Here is an 18,495-nt window from a genome sequence, read left to right on the forward strand (position 1 = left end):
AACCGCTTTAGCATATCGCAGGCTGCAGGAGTGGCCGCTATACTACCGCCCCGTTTGCGCATCCCCCTGCGCGCCAGTGCGGGGGTCGATGTTTCCGCCACTCTTCTCTTTCGAGCCCCCTCACCATGAGTTTGTTCTCTGCTGTCGAAATGGCGCCGCGTGATCCCATCCTCGGCCTCAATGAAGCCTTCAATGCCGACACGCGGCAGAACAAGGTCAATCTCGGTGTCGGCGTCTATTACAACGAAGAAGGCCGCATTCCGCTGCTGCGCGCGGTTGCCGAGGCCGAACAGGCACGCATCGCCGCACATGCACCGCGCGGTTATCTGCCGATCGAAGGCATCGCCGCCTATGACTCGGCGGTACAGAAGCTGCTGTTCGGCAACGATTCGGCACTCCTCGCCGAAGGCCGCGTGGTCACAGCCCAGGCCCTGGGCGGCACCGGCGCGCTGAAGGTCGGCGCGGACTTCCTCAAGCGACTGCTGCCCGACGCCACCGTGGCGATCAGCAACCCGAGCTGGGAAAACCATCGCGCGCTGTTCGAATCCGCCGGCTTCCCGGTGCAGAACTACCGTTACTACGACGCCGCCACCCACGGTATCGACCGTGCCGGTCTGCTCGCCGACCTGCAGGATCTGCCGGCGCGCTCCATCGTGGTGCTGCACGCCTGCTGCCACAACCCGACCGGCGTCGACCTCACGCTGGAGGACTGGAAACAGATTCTCGACGTGCTGCAGGCACGCGGACACATCCCGTTCCTCGACATCGCCTATCAGGGCTTCGGAGACAGCATCGAGGAAGATGCCGCAGCCGTGCGCTTGTTCGCCGCCTCAGGCATGACCTTCTTCGTCTCCAGTTCGTTCTCCAAATCCTTCTCGCTGTATGGCGAGCGGGTCGGCGCGCTGTCGATGGTCACCCAGAACCGCGACGAGTCGGCGCGCGTGCTGTCGCAGGTCAAGCGCGTGATCCGCACCAATTACTCCAACCCGCCAACCCACGGCGCAACCATCGTCGCCTCGGTGCTCAACAGCCCGGAACTGCGCGCCATGTGGGAAGCCGAGCTGGCTGAGATGCGCGAGCGTATCCGCGAGATGCGCCTCGGCATGGTCAAGCAACTGGCCGCCAAGGGCGCGAAGATCGACTTCAGCTTCGTCGCCGCTCAGCGCGGGATGTTCTCCTATTCGGGACTCACGGCCGAGCAGGTCGAACGCCTGCGCGCCGAGTTCGGCGTCTACGCCATCAGCACCGGCCGCATCTGCGCCGCCGCACTGAACCGCAACAATCTGGATATCGTCACCGACGCCATCGTCCAGGTCCTGTAAAGGGCGCCACGGGCAGGCACATCTTGCCTGCCCGCGGTGTTGCGAGACGGTCCGGAGGGGTTGACTTCTCCTTTCCAAACAGTAGGATACGCACCGTTGTTCCGCGATAGCTCAGTCGGTAGAGCAAATGACTGTTAATCATTGGGTCCCTGGTTCGAGTCCAGGTCGCGGAGCCAAATTCGAAAGCCTCGGTTAAAACCGGGGCTTTTTTGTGTCCGCTGGACTCTCACCAGGGACTACGTCCCAGGTTATTCGGCCCACGGCCTCACCCCTTCGGGGCCGCGCTGAAGCGCGTTCTGCTGGCGCAGTCGAGTCCAGGTCGCGGAGCAAATTCGAAAGCCTCGGGTAAGAACGGGGCTTTTTTATGCCTGCCGAAATCGCACCACGGGCTGCGGCCCTCCAAACTCCCGCACACCCGCCGCACCACTCGTCACTCGGTGAGCGGTTGCTCAGCACGCAAGCGCAGCCAGCTCTGTACCAGCAACGAGCAGCCCCACCCCAGCAACACGCCCAGCACGTTGGCCAGCATGTCCCAGCGTGATGCCATGCGATGCGGGAGCAGGCTCTGCGCCAACTCGATCAGCAGCGCCGCGGCGACTGTGAAACCGAAGCCCCACAGAAACGAAAGCCGGGTAAACGCCAGGCGCAGCGTGAAGGCCAGCGCGGCAAACCCGAGCAGGTGATGCAGCTTGTCCTGCTGGTCAAACAACTGCGGCACCGGTTCTGGTCGCAACCCACTTGCCAGCACCACCGCCAGCACAATCAAAAAAGGCAACACACGCAAGTACGACATGGAACAGGGAAGCCCTCTTGATCAAGACTGTGGTCGGTTCGTCCATCCTGCATCAACGCAGGAACGGCGACGACCAGGACACAGACCACGGAATCTGCATATCGATCAATCAACCGAGCGACATTCGATCGACGCGAGTATGCGGCACAAACAGAAACGCCCCACGAGGGGGCGTTCCAGAGGGATGGCTGTTGCGATCACTCTTTGTTGGCGGCCGCATCCGCCGCACCAGCGGGAGCTTCTTCGGCCGCCGGCGCCGCGTCGTCACCCTTGATCCCGAGCAGTTCCAGCTCGAAGACCAGTACCGAGTTGGCCGGAATCAGCGGACTGGGGCTCTGCTCGCCGTAGGCCAGCTCGCTCGGGATGTAGAGCTTGTACTTCTCGCCGACGTGCATCAGCTGCAGGCCTTCGACCCAACCCGGAATCACGCCGCCGACCGGCAGATCGATCGGGCTGCCACGCTTGATCGAGCTATCGAACACGGTGCCGTCGGTCAGGCTGCCCTCGTAATGCACGGTGACGATGTCGTCGGCCGTCGGCTGCGCGCCCTCGGCAGCCTTGATCACTTCGTACTGCAAGCCGGACTCGGTGGTCTTCACGCCTTCGCGCTTGGCATTTTCCTCGAGGAATTTCTTGCCGGACTCGACCGCCTTGGCGTTCATTTCAGCCATGCGCTCTTCCGAACGCTTCTGCAGGAAGGCAAACGCCTCCATCAGCTGCTCGTCGGTCAGCTTCTGTTCCTGCTTGCCGATGGCGTCCTCGATGCCCTGCGCCACTGCCTGCGAGTCGAGATCATCCATCCCCTCCTGCGCCAGGCTCTTGCCCATATTCAGGCCGATCCCGTAGGACGCCTTCTGCGCAGGAGTTTCCAGCTTGACACTGGTCTGCGAGTCGCAGCCGGCCAATACCAGGCCAACCAGGGCGACCGCTGATGCCAAACGATGATGTCTCAGTCTCATGCTGTTTCCTTTTTACTCTGGCAGGGACAGGCCCCGAAAAAGACGTCGAGCTTAGCAGGCACGCGCAAACACTGGCTACCGCGCACCCTGGCCGGGATAGTAAAGAGAGTGCAAAGAGAGACGTGGGCATCAGCAGCGATGCAGAAGCGATCACGGCGACGGAATGTGCTCGCTGAGCAAACGACGGGCATAAAAAAAGCGTCCATCAAGGACGCTTCTTTTAATGCTTCCGGGCGTTCAGTGGACCCATGAAGCGAATATGGCGCAGCGGACGGGACTCGAACCCGCGACCCCCGGCGTGACAGGCCGGTATTCTAACCGACTGAACTACCGCTGCGCTTAACCTCGAGTGGTGGGTGATGACGGGATCGAACCGCCGACCCTCTGCTTGTAAGGCAGATGCTCTCCCGGCTGAGCTAATCACCCTTTGCTCTCGAAGTGGGGCGCATTCTAGAGAGGCATCCGTGCCTTGGCAAGCCCCTTATGAAAAAAAAATTGCAGGCGTTCCAAAGACTTAGGAAAAGCCCGGGTTTGCTGCCGTATTTCCCGTTTGTACGGCCGGGCCGACCGACAGGGTTGGCCTGCGCTCCGTGGGGAGGAATAATGCGCGCTTTGCTTTCCGGAGAGTCACCCTGCCATGTGGTTTCGCAACCTGCTCGTCTACCGTCTCACCCAGAACGTTCCTTTCGATCCCGAGACACTCGAAACCGCACTCGCCGCCAAGCCTGCCCGCCCCTGCGCCAGCCAGGAACTGAGTACCTATGGCTTCGTCGCGCCGTTCGGCAAGGGCGAGGATGCCCCGCTGGTGCATGTCAGCCAAGGTTTCCTGTTGATCGCCACGCGCAAGGAGGAACGCATCCTGCCGGGCAGCGTCGTAAAGGACGCGCTGAAGGAGAAGGTCGACGAAATCGAGGCCGAGCAGATGCGCAAGGTCTACAAGAAGGAGCGCGACCAGATAAAGGACGAGATCATCCAGGCCTTCCTGCCGCGCGCCTTCATCCGCAAGTCCGGCACCTTCGCGGCGATCGACGCCGAGCGCGGCTTGATCCTGGTGAACTCCGCGAGCCCTAAGAAGGCCGAGGACCTGCTGTCGACCCTGCGCGAAGCCATCGGCTCACTGCCGGTGCGGCCGCTGACGGTGAAGATCGCGCCCAGCGCCACGCTTACCGAATGGGTAAAAGCGCAGAAGGCGGCCGATGACTTCTTCGTGCTCGACGAATGCGAGCTGCGCGACACCCACGAGGACGGCGGCACGGTGCGCTGCAAGCGTCAGGACCTCACCAGCGACGAGATCCAGCAGCATCTGGAGGCCGGCAAGCAGGTGACCCAGCTGGCGCTGGCCTGGCAGGACAAGCTGTCCTTCGTGCTCGACGACAAGACGGTGATCAAGCGCCTGCGCTTCGAGGAACTGTTGCAGGATCAGGCCGAACAGGATGGCGGCGACGACGCCCTCGCCCAGCAGGACGCCAGCTTCCTGCTGATGATGATGACCTTCCGCGAGTTCCTCCCGGCACTGTTCGAGGCACTCGGCGGCGAAGAGATTCCGCAGGGCATCTGAACCGCCCCGCGCGGGCGCGGCGCCGCTGGCCGACAGCGGCAGTTCCCGCCCGCGCTAGTCCCGGCGCACGCGCAAGCGCAGCGCCAACGCACCACCCCGGCGCGGGCCCAGCAGCCAGAGCAGAAACCGCTCGATGAACTCCGGCACCGACAGAAACAGCGCGCCGGTCACCACCAGGCTCAGCAGCGAAACGACGAGAAACAGCTGCGGAATCGTCAGTTGCAACGGCACCAGCAGCACGATGGCCACCAGCGCCGACGCGACCATGAACAGCGCGTTGAGGATGTTGTTCGCCGCCACTACCCGCGAGCGCTCGTGAACCACGCTGCGCGACTGGATCAGCGCATACAGCGGCACGATGTACAACCCGCCGAACATGCCCAACCCGAGAATGTCCGCCAGGATCAGCCAGGCCAACGGCTCGCCCAACAGCGTCAGCCAATCCTGCGTGCCAGCGACCGCCGGAAACGCCGCCGCGTGCCACCACAGCAATAATCCGCACAGGCTCAGACCCAGCGCGCCGAAGGGCACCAGGCCAAGCTCGACGTGATGCCGCGACAACCGCTCGCACAGCAGCGAACCCAGCGCGATGCCCACCGAAAACAGCGTGAGAATTAGCGTCACCACGCTTTCGTCACCGTGCAGCAGCTCCTTGGCGAAGGCCGGAATCTGCGTCAGATAGGTCGCACCGAGGAACCAGAACCAGGAATTGCCGAGCATGGCGTGCGAAACCGCGCGCTGCTGGCCGAGCCCCAGGCGCATCACCCGCCATGACTGGCGCAGCACATTCCAGTCGAGCTTCAACTGCGGCAGCGCCGCCGCGGTCCGCGGAATGCCGAGGCTGGTGAGATAGCCCGCCAGCGCCAGCACCACCACGCTGAGCGACACCAGGGCGACGTAATACTCACTGGCCATCAGCAGCCCGGCGCAGAGCGTACCGCCGAGGATCGCCAGGAAGGTGCCCATCTCCACCAGGGCATTGCCGCCCACCAGCTCGTCGTCATCGAGCTGCTGCGGCAGGATCGAATACTTCACCGGACCGAACAGCGCCGACTGCGTGCCCATGCAGAACAGCACCAGCAGCAGCAACGGCAGATTGCCCAGCAGAAGGCCGCAGGCGCCGGCAAGCATGATCGGAATCTCGGCGAACTTGATGCGGCGGATCAGCCAGGCCTTCTCGAACTTCTCGCCGAACTGCCCGCCCAGCGCAGAGAACAGAAAGAACGGCAGGATGAACAGCAAGGCGCAAAGATTGACCAGCAGGCTCTTGTCCGCGCTGTCGGCGAGGCGGAACAGAATCGCCAGAACCAGCGCCTGTTTGAACACGTTGTCGTTGAACGCGCCGAGCAGTTGCGTCAGGAAGAACGGCAGGAAACGCCGCTTGCCGAGCAGGGTGAATTGCGAATGCATGCTCATCGCCGGCTCACAGGGTCAGCTGGCCGAAAGCCCAGCGCAGCAGGAAGAAGCACAGCAGCCCGCCGGCGATGGTCGCCAGCAGGTTGCGCGTCAGCACCGCAATCGCGATCGCCAACACGCCGGCCAGCAGGTAGGCGTTGCGCCAGTGCAACGCCCACTCGCCTTCGCGCAGCAGCATGCCGGGCACCACGATGGCCGTCAGCACCGCCACCGGCACATAGTGCAGCCCCTGCTCCACCAACCGCGGGAAACGCAGGTTCGGCCAGGCGAAGAAGGCATAGCGCGTCAGGAAGGTGATGGCGAGCATGCCGAAGATGAGCAGCCAGGTATTCATAATTCTCCCCGCGCACGCGCGGCCGCTTCGGCGCGCTGCTCCAGCCAGACGCCGACGATGATGCCCGCCAGCGCGGCGGCAATCAGCCCGAGCTTGTAGGGCAACTCCCAGGTCAGCAGCGCGACGATGCCGGCGCACACCGCCGAGGCCACCTGCGGGCGGGTGGTCATCATCGGCACGGCGATACCGATGAAGGTCGCGATCATGGCGAAATCCAGTCCCCAGCTCGCCACATCCGGTACCGCCTGGCCGAACAGCACACCGACCAGCGTGGACAGCTGCCAGTTGACGAACATCGTCAGCGCCGCGCCGAGGAAGAACCAGTGCTTGTGCGGCGAGGCATCGTCACGGGCATAGCGCTGCTGCACCACGGCGAACGCCTCGTCGGTGAGCAGGAAGGCCAGCGGCGCACGCCAGCGGCCCGACAGGTGGCGCACGAACGGCTGCAGCGCCGCGCTGTAGAGCGCATGGCGCAGGTTGACCACGAAGGTGGTCAACAACACCACCGCTGCGCCCACGCCGCCGCTGATCAGAGTCACGGCGATGAACTGCGCCGAACCGGCGAAGACCAGCGCCGACATGCCAAGCGTCTGCCAGAACGACAGGCCCGCGCCAATGGACAGTGTGCCGAAGATGATGCCGAAGGGGATCGCACCGAGCACCAGCGGCAGGATATCGCGACAACCGTGGAGGAACTCTTGCGAACGCGACATCGAATCCCCTGGCGATGACAAGGCACAACGACCGCAGCGACGCTGCGCCGGTCTGGCGAGCGTAGCGGGCAGTCGGGACAGTTGGATGACCGGAGCGACGGTCCGGCAAAGGACGAACCTTACCGCAAAGTCCGCCGCAGGCGCGACGGCCTGCACGCGCCACGCGGGAAGGCAAATCAGCCGAGTGTCAGTTGCGCCTTGAGCGCCGGCCATTCCTGATCGGTGATGCTGTACAGCACGGTGTCGTCGAGCCGGCCGTCGGCGAGCCGCCGATGATTGCGCAGCAGCCCTTCGCGCTGCGCGCCGAGCTTCTCGATGGCGCGCTGCGAGCGCAGGTTGCGCGCCGCCGTCTTCAATTGCAGGCGCACCAGCTGCCAGTCCTCGAACGCGTGGCGCAGCAGCAGTGCCTTGATCGACGCATTCAGGCCGCTACCGTGCTCGGCGCGGTCGAGCCAGGTCCAGCCCAGTTCGGCGGCCGGCAGGCTGGGCATGAAGTCGGCGAAGCGCGTGGTGCCGACGATGCGTTCGGCCAGCCGTACGGTGAACACCACGGCACGCTCTTCGCGCTGCTCGGCCAGCGCATGGCGGTACCAGTCCGGGCGCAGCGGCCCGTTCATGTACATCAGCTCGTCGCGATTCGCTTCGGCCAGCGACACCAGCTGGGGGATGTCGGCTTCGACCATCGGTTCCAGGCGCAAGGCTCCGCGTTGGAGCATGAGCGGACGCGGCGTGAACATGCATGATCTCCCGGTAGTGGACAGGCTGGCCGATGCCAGCCAGATTCAGACAGCGACGCGACGCCAAGTGCACCGCGCAGAGCCGCCGGCGATGCTGCCGCCAGTGCCGTGCCGACCCCATGCGACCTTGGTCGCACCCTGCGACACGGGCTGCACGAATGCTGCGAAACTGCGCCGATTCATCATACTGATTACCCGGCAGCCCCCAGTCTTGAGCGTTCGGCACGTTTGTCGTCGCCGCCCCGCTGGCCTGTCGCTACTTCACTGTTCGGAGCTGGCATGACCCTGTCTGGCGGGCTGATCGCACTGGTCGCCCTCATCTACATGACCATTCTGTTCGCCATCGCCTTCTATGGCGATCGCAAGCGCGAGTCGTCGATGTCGCCGCGTCTGCGAGCATGGGTCTACAGCCTCTCGCTGGCGGTGTACTGCACCAGCTGGACCTTCTTCGGCGCGGTCGGCCAGGCCGCCGAACAACTGTGGGCGTTTCTGCCGATCTACCTGGGCCCGATCCTGCTGCTGCTGTTCGCTCCCCACGTGATCCAGAAGATGATCGTGATCAGCAAGCAGGAGAACATCACCTCGATCGCCGACTTCATCGCCGCCCGCTACGGCAAGTCGCAGCTGCTGGCCGTCGTGGTCACGCTGTTCTGCCTGGTCGGCGTGGTGCCGTACATCGCGCTGCAGCTCAAGGGCATCGTGCTCGGCGTCAACCTGCTGATCGGCACCAACATCGATGCCACCGGCACCGGGACCGGCGACACGGCGCTGATCGTTTCCATCGCCTTGGCGCTGTTCACCATCCTTTTCGGCACACGCAACCTGGACGTCACCGAGCATCACCGCGGCATGGTGCTGGCGATTGCCTTCGAATCGCTGGTCAAGCTGCTGGCGTTCCTGGCGGTCGGCGTCTTCGTCACCTTCGGCCTGTTCAACGGCTTCGGCGATCTGTTCAACCACGCCCACGAGTCGGCCGAACTGTCCGATTACTGGGCCGAAACGGTCAACTGGCCGTCGATGCTGGTGCAGACCGCGGTGGCCATGATGGCTATCGTCTGCCTGCCGCGGCAGTTTCACGTCGCGGTGGTGGAGAACATCGAGCCGCGCGATTTTCGTCTGGCGCGTTGGGTGTTTCCCATCTACCTGATACTGGCGGCGGTGTTCGTCGTGCCGATCGCCCTGGCCGGACAGGTGCTGCTGCCCGCCGGTATCTCGCCGGACTCCTTCGTCATCAGCCTGCCGCTGGCCGAGGCGCATCCCGGGCTCGCCCTGCTGGCGTTCATCGGTGGCGCCTCGGCCGCTACCGGCATGGTGATCGTCGCCAGCGTGGCACTGTCGACCATGGTCTCCAACGACATGCTGCTGCCCTGGCTGCTGCGCCGCCAGGAAACCGAACAGCCGTTCGAGGCCTTCCGCCATTGGATGCTGTCGGTACGCCGCATCAGCATCGTCGCCATCCTGCTGCTGGCCTACGTCAGCTATCGCCTGCTCGGCCCCAACGCCAGCCTCGCCACCATCGGTCAGATCGCCTTCGCGGCCATCACCCAGCTGGCACCGGCGATGGTCGGCGCGCTGTACTGGAAGCAGGCCAACCGTCGCGGCGTGTTCGCCGGCCTCGCCGCGGGCGCGGCGATCTGGTTCTACACGCTGATTCTGCCGCTGCTCGGCTGGCCGCTGGAGATGTTCCCAGGGCTGGAGTGGATGTACGGCGGCTCCATCGGCTTCGACGTCAGCCCGCTGACGCTGGGCGTCATGCTGTCGCTGATGGGTAACGCCACCCTGTTCTTCTGGGTCTCGATCCTCACCCAGACCCGCGTCGCCGAGCACTGGCAGGCGGGGCGCTTCATTGGCCAGGAGGTCACCTCGCCGAGCAGCAACCGGCGCCTGCTCGCCGTGCAGGTCGAGGACCTGCTGACGCTCGCCTCGCGCTTCGTCGGCGCTGAACGTGCCGAGAGCAGCTTTCAGCGCTTCGCCCGGCGTCATGGCCAGGACCTCTCGCGCCGCCAGCAGGCCGACGGCCAGTGGATCGCACACACCGAGCGACTGCTCGCCGGCGTGCTCGGCGCCTCCTCCACCCGCGCGGTGGTCAAGGCGGCGCTGGAAGGCCGCGACATGCAGGTCGACGACGTGGTGCGCATCGTCGGCGAAGCCTCGGAAGTGCTGCAGTTCAACCGCGCGCTGCTGCAGGGCGCGATCGAGAACATCACCCAGGGCATCAGCGTGGTCGACCAGTCGCTGCGGCTGGTGGCCTGGAACCACCGCTACCTCGAACTGTTCGAGTATCCGGACGGGCTGGTGTACATCGGCCGGCCCATCGCCGACATCATCCGCTACAACGCCGAGCGCGGCCTGTGCGGCCCAGGCGATCCCGACACACATGTCGCCAAGCGCCTGTACTGGATGCGCCAGGGTCGTGCGCACACTTCCGAACGGCTGTTCCCCAACGGCCGGGTGGTCGAATTGATCGGCAACCCGATGCCCGGTGGCGGCTTCGTCATGAGCTTCTCGGACATCACCGCCTACCGCGAGGCCGAGCGCGCGCTGAAGGACGCCAACGAGGGTCTGGAACAGCGCGTCAGCGAGCGCACGCAGGAGCTATCGCAGCTCAACCAGGCACTGATCGAGGCCAAAAGCACCGCCGAGGCGGCCAACCAGTCGAAGACGCGTTTTCTCGCCGCGGTCAGCCACGACCTGATGCAGCCACTCAACGCCGCGCGACTGTTCTCCGCCGCCCTCTCCCACCAGCAGAACGCCCTGCCAGAAGAGGCTCAGGAGCTGGTGCGCCACCTCGACAGCTCGCTGCGCTCAGCCGAGGACCTGATCACCGACCTGCTGGACATCTCGCGTCTGGAAGGCGGGCGCATCATGCCGGACCGTAACGCGTTCCCGCTCGCCTCGCTGTTCGACACGCTGACCACCGAATTCACGGTGCTGGCGCGCGAACAGGGCGTGGATTTCCGCGTGCACGGCTGCCGGCTGCGCATCGACAGCGACATCCGCCTGCTGCGCCGGGTGCTGCAGAACTTTCTGACCAACGCCTTCCGCTACGCCAAGGGCCGCGTGGTGCTCGGCGTGCGCCGCCAGGGCAAGCACCTGCGGCTGGAGGTGTGGGATCGCGGCCCGGGCATTCCGAAAGACAAACTGAAGGTGATCTTCGAGGAGTTCAAGCGTCTGGACAGCCACCAGACCCGCGCCGAGAAAGGCCTGGGCCTGGGGCTGGCGATCGCCGACGGCCTCTGCCAGGTGCTGCACCATCCGCTGGAGGTCCGCTCCTGGCCGGGCGTGGGCAGCGTGTTCAGCGTGACCGTGCCGATCGCCCAGAACGCCAAGCCACGCCAGGTGAAGGGGCCGCGCGACGTCCAGCACACCGCGCTGACCGGCACCCAGGTGCTGTGCATCGACAACGAGGACAGCATCCTGATCGGCATGAACAGCCTGCTCACGCGCTGGGGCTGCCAGGTCTGGACCGCCCGCGACCGCGCCGAATGCGAAAGCCTGCTGGCCGAGGATGTTCGTCCGCAGCTGGTGCTGGTGGACTATCACCTCGACCACGGCCAGACCGGCACCGAGCTGATGGCCTGGCTGCGCACCCGCCTCGGCGAACCGGTGCCGGGCGTGGTGATCAGCGCCGATGCACGCCCCGAACTGGTGGCGGAAATCCACGCCAGCGGCCTGGATTTCCTCGCCAAACCGGTGAAACCCGCTGCCCTGCGTGCGCTGATGAGCCGTCACCTGACGCTCAACTGAAGCCGCGCGCGGGCAGCTCTCGCCGCCCGCCGCGGCTACACTGATGGCCGTTTGCTGCAACGGCCAGGTAGCCATGAACTCCGAACTTCTACTCAACCTCGCCACCGCACTGGGTGTCGGCCTGCTGATCGGTACCGAGCGCGACTGGACCAATCGCCAGCAGGCCGGTGGCGAACTGGTTGCCGGGCTGCGCACCTTCGGCCTCGGCGGGCTGCTCGGTGGGCTGGCGGCGCTGGGCGTGACGCATTTCGGCGCGACGGTGTGGATCGCCCTGTTCGTCATGTTCGCCCTGCTGGTGATCGTCGGCTACCTGATCGACGCGCAACGCAGCGGCGATCACGGCATGACCACCGAAGTCGCGCTGCTGGTGACCTTCCTGCTCGGCAGCCTGGCGGTGGCCGAAAGCCGCCTGCTGGCGGCCTCGTTCGCCATCGTGGTGGCCTTGCTGCTGAGCCTGAAGGCGCGCCTGCATGGCGCCCTGCAGCAACTCAACGAGGCCGAACTGGGGGGAGCGCTGAAGCTGCTGTTCATCTCCGTGGTGCTGCTGCCGGCGCTGCCCAACCAGGGTTATGGCCCCTGGCAGGCGCTCAATCCGTACACCACCTGGCTGATGGTGGTGCTGATCACCGGCATCGGCTTCGCCGCCTACGTGGCGATCCGTCTGCTCGGCACCCGCCACGGCCTGCTGGTCACGGCGATACTCGGCGGCATGGTGTCGTCCACGGCGATGACGCTGACCCTCGCCCGGCTGGATACGCCCAAGCTGCGTTCCGCGCTGGCGGCCGGGCTGCTGGCAACCTCGGCGCTGATGTTTCCGCGCGTCCTACTGGAGGTCGGCGTGGTCAACGCGGCGTTGCTGCCGACGCTGCTCGCGCCGATGCTGACGGCTGGTGGCATTTATGCCGGCGGCGCGCTGCTGTATTACCTGCGCGCCGCTCAGCAGCCGGACGTCAACACCGAGCCGCCACTGAAGAACCCGTTCGAGCTCGGCCCGGCTCTGCGCTTCGCCGCGCTGCTGGTGGCGATTCTGGTGATGGTCGAAGGGGCTCGCCGCTGGCTCGGCGATGTCGGCGTTTACCTGGTCGCCCTGCTCTCCGGGATGAGCGACGTGGATGCGATCACCCTGTCGCTCGCCAACAGCGCGCAGGCCGACCTGGATGCGCATATCGCCGTGCGCGGGATCTTCCTCGCGGCGCTGAGCAACAGCCTGGTCAAGGCCGTGCTGATCGCCCTCGTCGGCGGTCGCGCACTCGCCCTGCGCACCGTGCCGGTGATGCTGGGCGGCCTGCTCTGCGGTCTGGCGGTGCTGATGCTGGTGTGAAAAGCGCTATTCGCCCGTCTCGCCCAAGGCTCCGGCACGTTCCAGCCAGTCGCCCGGCAAACGCTTGCTCGCCCGGGCGCCCAGCGCCTTCAGCTGTTCGGCGCGCCCGACCAGATTGCCCCGCCCCTCGGTGAGCTTGCCGCGCGCGGCAAGATAGGCCCGGTCGAGCTGCTGCAGGCGGCTGCCGACCTCGTCCAGATCCTGCAGGAAGGCGGTGAACTTGTCGTACAGCGCCCCGGCCTTCTCGGCGATCTCGCGCGCGTTCTGATTCTGCCGCTCCTGCCGCCAGAGACTGTCGATGACCCGCAGCGTGGCCAGCAGCGTGGTCGGGCTGACGATCACCACGTGCCGCCCGAACGCCTCCTGGAACAACTCGGGATCAGCCTGCAGCGCGGCAGCGAACGCCGCTTCGATCGGCACGAACAGCAGCACGAAATCCAGGCTCTGCAAGCCCTCCAGCCGCTGGTAATCCTTGAGCGAAAGCCCCTTGAGGTGATTGCGCAGCGACTGTACATGCTGCTTGAGCGCCAGCGCCCGGCTGTTCTCGTCTTCGGCACAGGTCAGCGCCTGGTAGGCGGTCAGGCTGACCTTGGCGTCGACCACCACCTGCTTGTCGCCCGGCAGCCGGATCAGCACGTCCGGCTGGAAGCGCTCGCCATCGGCGCTCTTCAGGCTGACCTGCGTATGGTATTCGCGGCCTTTCTCCAGGCCGGCATGCTCCAGCACCCGCTCGAGCACCAGTTCGCCCCAGTTGCCCTGGGTCTTCTGCCCTTGCAGCGCACGGGTGAGATTGGTCGCCTCGTCGCCGAGGCGCTGGTTGAGCTGCTGCAGCCGCTCCAGCTCGCGTGCCAGCGAGAAGCGCTCGCGCGCCTCGCTCTGGTAGCTCTCCTCGACACGCTTCTCGAACGCCTGGATGCGCTCCTTCAGCGGATCGAGCAGCTGGCCGAGGCGCTCATGGCTGGTGTCGGCGAAGCGCTGCTCGCGCTCGTCGAAGATTTTCCCGGCCAGCTCGGCGAATTGCGCACGCAGCTCATCGCGCGCTGCCTGCAGGTCCTGCAGGCGCTGCTGATGCGCCGCCTGCTGCTCGCGCAGCTCCGCGGTAACCGCCGCATGCGCCGCGCTCAGGCGGAGCAGCTCGGCCTGCTGGGCGTCACGCTCGGCCTGCAGCTCGTCGAGGCGGTCGCGGTCGTCGCCATGACGGCTCTGCAGCCACTGCGCCTCGCGCCGCAGCGCCGCGAGTTCGGCCTGCTGCGCCGCCTTGATCTCCTGCAGATCGGCCTGTTCCAGCCGGACGCTTTCCAGCTGCGCGCTCAGCCCTTCCTGTGCCAGCGCGGCCTGGGTCAGCCGCTCGTCGAGCAGAGCCCGCGCAGCCTCGGCCGCCGACAAGCGGCGCTGCAGATAGAACGCAGTGACCATCGCGCAGACGCCAACGAACGCCAGCCCGGCCAGCAGGAAATCGGAATCGAGAGACATGAAGGGCTCCGGCAAAATGCCGGGCAGTATAGCGAGCGGCCGTCAGGCGCGCTGCGACAGGCGCTGAAGCCAGCGGGCAGCATCCTGCGAGCCCTGCGCCGCGGCCTGCTCCAGCCAGAGCCGGGCCTTGGCCGGCTCGCGGTGCTGCGGTTGGCAGTACAGCCGCCCCAGCTCCAGCTGAGCCTGGCAGTCGCCCGCGCGAGCGGCCTGGCGCAGCAGCTCGAAACCGATGCGTCGGTCGCGCTGGCTGTCGCAATCCCGGCAGAGCAACTGCCCCAGGCGGCTCTGCGCCTCGATCACGCCTTCGCGCGCCGGCTGCTTGAGCAGCCGCCCGGCGATCCGTTTGACGCCGACGGCGCGCCCCAGGCGCTCGCTGTCGAGCAGCCAGACGGCCATGCGCACCGGTAGCGGCGAGCCGGCGGAAGGAACGGTAGTAGGACGCATCGTCATGGATCGAGGGCGCGACAGAGGATGAGGGCGCGCACTCTACACCTTTTTGCCGAGAGTTGAAGTCTTGCCAAAACCGGCAAAACACGATCTAGATCACGTCCTGTTTTTCATCCACAGAACCTGTGGATAACTCGGTGGACAATCGGCGAACAACTCTCCGCAAGCCCGGTGTTTCGGGGCCTGCGGTTAAACTGGCGGTTTTTTCACCACCAAAAATTATCCTTTAATTTCAATCAGTTACGCTCAATCCCAGCTAGCACGCGGGTTTGCGACAGTTTGTCATAAGCGCTTGACAAAGCCGCTAGGCGAATGTGCACAAGTCTGCCGGAACGGGCTGCAAGAGCCTTGGCGCAAGGGTTTGCGCGGCCTCGGCAGATCACCATGCGGGAACTTTTCCGCACCCGTCCGGTCGCCCGGCGCACAACGCCGGCGGCACGATTGCATACATCTTTTTGCGGCTATGCTGTGCCGTCGGAATGAGCACGGATCGGGAGCAATGAGCACAAGGCGCAAGCGCTGGCTCTGGGTGTCGTTGGGCCTGCTGCTGGTCTGCGCGGCATTCGTCTATGCCCAGTACCGCTGGCAGCAGCTGGCTCGGGCGCAGGGCATCGAAACCCTGCATTGGCAGGGGCTGGCACTCGCGCGCGACGGATTGTCGCTGCAGCACCTCTCCTATGCCCAGCAGACGAGTGGCGGCGGCCGACTCGCGCTGCGCGCCGAAGGCGTTTCGCTGCGTTTGGCCGGCCTCTTGCGCGGCCAGCCCCCGCGAGCGCTGGAGATCGCCCAGCTCGAGCTGGATTGGCAAGCGCCTGCATCCGCTCCACCGACGACAGCGGACGCCGCGCCGAGCGCTGCGCAACTGCGCCGCTGGGCCGCCTGGCTGCCGCGCACGCTGACCATCAACAACCTGCAGCTGCGCCTGCCCTGCGCCAGCGGGACCTGTCAGGAACAGGCGCGCCTGCGCCTGCAGCACGCCGGTGCCGAGCTGCTGCCGCTGAATGGCGAGCTGACGCTGTCGCGTGGCGATCATCGGGCGACGCTGCTGATCGAGGCCGCCACCGAAGGCGCCGCGATCCGCGCGCAGGGACGGTTGCTGCTCGACGATCAGCCACGCCTGAGTCTCGACAGCCAGGCGACGCGCGACGACACGCAGCAGCACTGGCGCGGCACGCTGGCCCTGAGCGGCCTGCCCGAGGCGCCCTGGGTGCTGGAATGGCTCGGCACCTGGCTGGACTACGACCCCGCAGCGCTCGGCGAGCTGCCCAGCGACATGCGCCTCGGTGCCGGCTGGGCGCTGTCACGGCCGGCGACCGCTGCCCTGGCCGACTGGCGCCAGCTGAGCGGTGAGCTGCAGCTGTCGACCGATCTGCCATTGTTCTGGCCACTGCTCGACCTCGGCGAGCTGCGCGGCCGGCTCGACCTCGGCGCACGCGCCAGCGCTGGCCTCTGGCTGCCGACTTCGCTGACAGCCGATCTGCAGATGCGCCCCGGCGCGCGGCTGCTGCAAACACTGCCGGAAACGCTGCGACCGGACCTGCTGCGCCTGGCCATCACGCCTGCTGACAACGCACCGCCCGGCGCCCCGCTGACGCTGCAGCTGCGGCTGGAAGGCGAAGGCGCCAGCCCGGCCACCCTGCAGGCGCAACTGCAGGTCGAGACCGGCGCAGCGGAACCCGGCATCGCCGTGGAGAACGCGCGCCTGCAACTGCGCAGCCCGCATCTCGCGCAGGCGGCGCTCGATCTGCGCAACCTGCAGGCCGACCTGCGCCTGCACGGGCGCATCGCCGCCGCGCACAGCGAGCTAAGCCTCGCGGCAAACTCGCGTCTGCGCATCGAGCGACTGGCCGCCGGTACGCTGCTGGCGCAACAGCTCGACGCCGCACTCGACGGCCTGCAACTGCGGTTCGGCGCCACTGCCGACACCACCCCGCAACTAGCTCTGTACGGTCCCGCCAGTCTGCGCCTGGTACGCCTGCAACAGCCGCAGCTGGTCGCCCAGGGCTGGCAATGGAACGGTCGGCTCGACCTCGACGCCAATCGCCTGCACGCCAGCGGCGTGCTGGGCAATGCCGCCGGGCTGGCGCTCGACATCGAGCTGGAGCAGGCCTGGAACGGCGCGCTGCAGATCGACGGCAAGCTGCCGGAAGTATTCCTGCGCGCCGGCAATCCGCTCGCCGGCACCCTGGCCGACTGGCCCGCGCTGCTGCAGCTCGACAACGGTCGGCTGCAGGCTGAAGGCCGCCTGACCGTGCCCGCCGGCAACGCGCCGCTTGCGGCCAGCCTGGCACTGCGTGGCAACGGGCTGGCGGGCATCTACGACCGTACCGAGCTAAGCGGTCTGGACCTGCAGCTTGCCCTGAGCCTGGCGCGCCAGCAGCTGCGCCTGGAACTTCCCGAACTGCAGCTGCAGCGCGCCAATCCGGGCTTCGAATTCGGCCCGCTGCGCCTGCGTGGCCACTATCAGGCCGACTTCGCGCAACCGGCGCAGGGCCGGCTCAGCTGGCAAACGGCGGAAACCCGCCTGTTCGATGGCCGCCTGTGGCTGCAGCCCGGCAGCCTCGACCTCGCCGGCCAGCCGCAGCCGCTACAGGCCCGCCTGGAAGGCCTGCAACTGCCGGCGCTGCTGGCCGCCTATCCGACCGAAGGGCTGAGCGGCAGCGGCATCCTCGACGGCAGCCTGCAGCTGCGCTACCTGCCCGCGGGGCTGGTGATCGACGATGGCCAGATCGCCGCGCGGGCGCCGGGTGGCGTGCTGCGCTTCAGGTCGCCGAAAATCGATGCCCTCGGTCAGGCCAATCCGGCGATGAAGATCGTCGCCGACGCCCTGCACGACTTCCATTACGATCTGTTGGCCAGCGACGTCCGCTATGATGCCAACGGCAAGCTGGACCTCGGATTGCGTCTGCACGGCCGCAATCCGGGTCTGGAAGGCGGCCGGCCGATCAACTTCTCGATCAACCTCGAAGAGGACATCCCGGCGCTGCTGACCAGTCTGCAACTGAGCGACCGGGTCAGCGAAACCATTCAACGGCGGGTGCGCGAACGTCTCCAGTGAGGCGCGGCAGCCGCGATACCACAGGAGAAGTCGCCATGCGCGCGCACCATCCGCCGATCCTCCTGACGCTGGTCCTGCTCGCCAGTGCCTGCACGCCCCGCGTGGAGCTGGCCGTGCCGAACGAGCCGATCAACATCAACCTGAACGTGAAGATCGAGCACGAGATCTACATCAAGGTCGACAAGCAGCTCGATTCGATCATCAACGAAGACAGCGGACTGTTCTGAGGAAAGCCATGAAAACCTATCTGAAACTGGCCAGCCTGCTGCTCGCGCTCGGTCTGGCGCTGCCGGCCGCCGCCATGACGCTCAACGAAGCCATGTCGGCGTTGGGCACCGCCAAGGCCGCCGGCCTGCTCGGCGAGAAGCCCGACGGCTATCTGGGCGTGGTTGAGTCGCGCGGCGATGCCGAGGAGATCGCCAGCCAGATCAACCAGGCACGCCGGGCCGAATACCACCGCGTGGCCAAGCAGAACGGCGTCAGCGTTGGCGACGTCGAAGCCATCGCCGGCAAGAAGGCCATCGAGAAAACCCCGCCCGGGCAGATCATCCAACTGAGCGGCAACTGGGTTCGCAAATGACCGGTCGGCCACGGCCAGCCGTCGGCGGTCGGGGCTG

15 protein-coding genes and 3 tRNA genes are annotated in these 18,495 nt (G+C 66.2%); 8 read left to right on the plus strand and 10 right to left on the minus strand.

The features are described 5' to 3' along the window. The first annotated feature begins 125 nt into the window (after positions 1-125). Positions 126-1,322: an amino acid aminotransferase gene (locus AC0ZJQ_RS14065; protein ID WP_155550248.1), complete on the plus strand. Its 1,197-nt coding sequence runs from the start codon at positions 126-128 to the stop codon at positions 1,320-1,322. A 100-nt stretch (positions 1,323-1,422) separates the two neighbouring features. Next, a tRNA-Asn gene (locus tag AC0ZJQ_RS14070) sits at positions 1,423-1,498 on the plus strand. A 254-nt stretch (positions 1,499-1,752) separates the two neighbouring features. Here the strand turns inward: AC0ZJQ_RS14070 and AC0ZJQ_RS14075 are convergent. The 4 genes from AC0ZJQ_RS14075 to AC0ZJQ_RS14090 form a co-directional block, all read right to left on the minus strand. Continuing rightward, the gene (locus tag AC0ZJQ_RS14075) at positions 1,753-2,115 is read right to left on the minus strand and encodes a VanZ family protein (protein WP_213664318.1); all 363 of its coding nucleotides are present in this window, start codon (positions 2,113-2,115) and stop codon (positions 1,753-1,755) included. Positions 2,116-2,312: 197 nt separating this feature from the next. Next, on the minus strand, positions 2,313-3,074 hold the full coding sequence (locus tag AC0ZJQ_RS14080) for an FKBP-type peptidyl-prolyl cis-trans isomerase (RefSeq protein ID WP_237264037.1): 762 nt from the start codon (positions 3,072-3,074) through the stop codon (positions 2,313-2,315). A 260-nt stretch (positions 3,075-3,334) separates the two neighbouring features. After that, positions 3,335-3,411, minus strand: a tRNA-Asp gene (locus tag AC0ZJQ_RS14085). A 13-nt stretch (positions 3,412-3,424) separates the two neighbouring features. Further along, positions 3,425-3,500: transfer RNA gene (locus AC0ZJQ_RS14090), tRNA-Val, on the minus strand. A 211-nt stretch (positions 3,501-3,711) separates the two neighbouring features. Between AC0ZJQ_RS14090 and rdgC the strand changes: the two genes are divergently transcribed. Beyond that, positions 3,712-4,632: a recombination-associated protein RdgC gene (rdgC, locus tag AC0ZJQ_RS14095; RefSeq protein WP_155550246.1), complete on the plus strand. Its 921-nt coding sequence runs from the start codon at positions 3,712-3,714 to the stop codon at positions 4,630-4,632. Between the two features lie 54 nt (positions 4,633-4,686). Here the strand turns inward: rdgC and AC0ZJQ_RS14100 are convergent, their stop codons facing one another. The 4 genes from AC0ZJQ_RS14100 to AC0ZJQ_RS14115 form a co-directional block, all read right to left on the minus strand. Further along, positions 4,687-6,048 (minus strand): MFS transporter, encoded by a 1,362-nt coding sequence (locus AC0ZJQ_RS14100; protein ID WP_476476815.1) that lies wholly within the window; start codon positions 6,046-6,048, stop codon positions 4,687-4,689. Between the two features lie 7 nt (positions 6,049-6,055). Beyond that, positions 6,056-6,382, minus strand: coding sequence for an AzlD domain-containing protein (locus AC0ZJQ_RS14105; protein ID WP_102828780.1), 327 nt, complete (start codon positions 6,380-6,382; stop codon positions 6,056-6,058). Further along, positions 6,379-7,095, minus strand: coding sequence for an AzlC family ABC transporter permease (locus AC0ZJQ_RS14110; protein WP_102828779.1), 717 nt, complete (start codon positions 7,093-7,095; stop codon positions 6,379-6,381). Before AC0ZJQ_RS14110 ends, AC0ZJQ_RS14105 begins: the two co-directional genes overlap by 4 nt. 176 nt (positions 7,096-7,271) lie before the next feature. Further along, on the minus strand, positions 7,272-7,832 hold the full coding sequence (locus AC0ZJQ_RS14115; RefSeq protein WP_008567624.1) for a GNAT family N-acetyltransferase: 561 nt from the start codon (positions 7,830-7,832) through the stop codon (positions 7,272-7,274). 279 nt (positions 7,833-8,111) lie between these two features. Here AC0ZJQ_RS14115 and AC0ZJQ_RS14120 point away from each other — a divergent pair, with 279 nt between their 5' ends. Beyond that, on the plus strand, positions 8,112-11,579 hold the full coding sequence (locus AC0ZJQ_RS14120) for a hybrid sensor histidine kinase/response regulator (protein WP_476476816.1): 3,468 nt from the start codon (positions 8,112-8,114) through the stop codon (positions 11,577-11,579). Positions 11,580-11,652: 73 nt separating this feature from the next. After that, on the plus strand, positions 11,653-12,900 hold the full coding sequence (locus AC0ZJQ_RS14125) for an MgtC/SapB family protein (RefSeq protein ID WP_008567626.1): 1,248 nt from the start codon (positions 11,653-11,655) through the stop codon (positions 12,898-12,900). Positions 12,901-12,906: 6 nt separating this feature from the next. On the opposite strand, the gene AC0ZJQ_RS14130 is transcribed toward AC0ZJQ_RS14125, so the two are convergent. Then, entirely contained in the window at positions 12,907-14,373 is a 1,467-nt protein-coding gene (locus AC0ZJQ_RS14130; RefSeq protein WP_008567627.1) for a DNA recombination protein RmuC, read from the minus strand. A gap of 42 nt (positions 14,374-14,415) precedes the next feature. Next, positions 14,416-14,769 (minus strand): tetratricopeptide repeat protein, encoded by a 354-nt coding sequence (locus AC0ZJQ_RS14135; protein ID WP_008567628.1) that lies wholly within the window; start codon positions 14,767-14,769, stop codon positions 14,416-14,418. 550 nt (positions 14,770-15,319) lie between these two features. On the opposite strand from AC0ZJQ_RS14135, the gene AC0ZJQ_RS14140 reads away from it, so the two are divergent. From AC0ZJQ_RS14140 to AC0ZJQ_RS14150, 3 genes are read left to right on the plus strand one after another with little or no spacing between them, the layout of a single operon-like run. Then, the gene (locus AC0ZJQ_RS14140; protein ID WP_476476817.1) at positions 15,320-17,878 is read left to right on the plus strand and encodes an intermembrane phospholipid transport YdbH family protein; all 2,559 of its coding nucleotides are present in this window, start codon (positions 15,320-15,322) and stop codon (positions 17,876-17,878) included. Between the two features lie 35 nt (positions 17,879-17,913). Further along, positions 17,914-18,105, plus strand: a complete 192-nt coding sequence (locus AC0ZJQ_RS14145) for a YnbE family lipoprotein (protein ID WP_008567630.1) — start codon at positions 17,914-17,916, stop codon at positions 18,103-18,105. Between the two features lie 8 nt (positions 18,106-18,113). After that, the gene (locus tag AC0ZJQ_RS14150; RefSeq protein ID WP_476476818.1) at positions 18,114-18,458 is read left to right on the plus strand and encodes a YdbL family probable chaperone protein; all 345 of its coding nucleotides are present in this window, start codon (positions 18,114-18,116) and stop codon (positions 18,456-18,458) included. The last annotated feature ends 37 nt before the right edge of the window (positions 18,459-18,495 follow it).

The organism is Stutzerimonas sp. 21-1 (genome assembly GCF_056336065.1).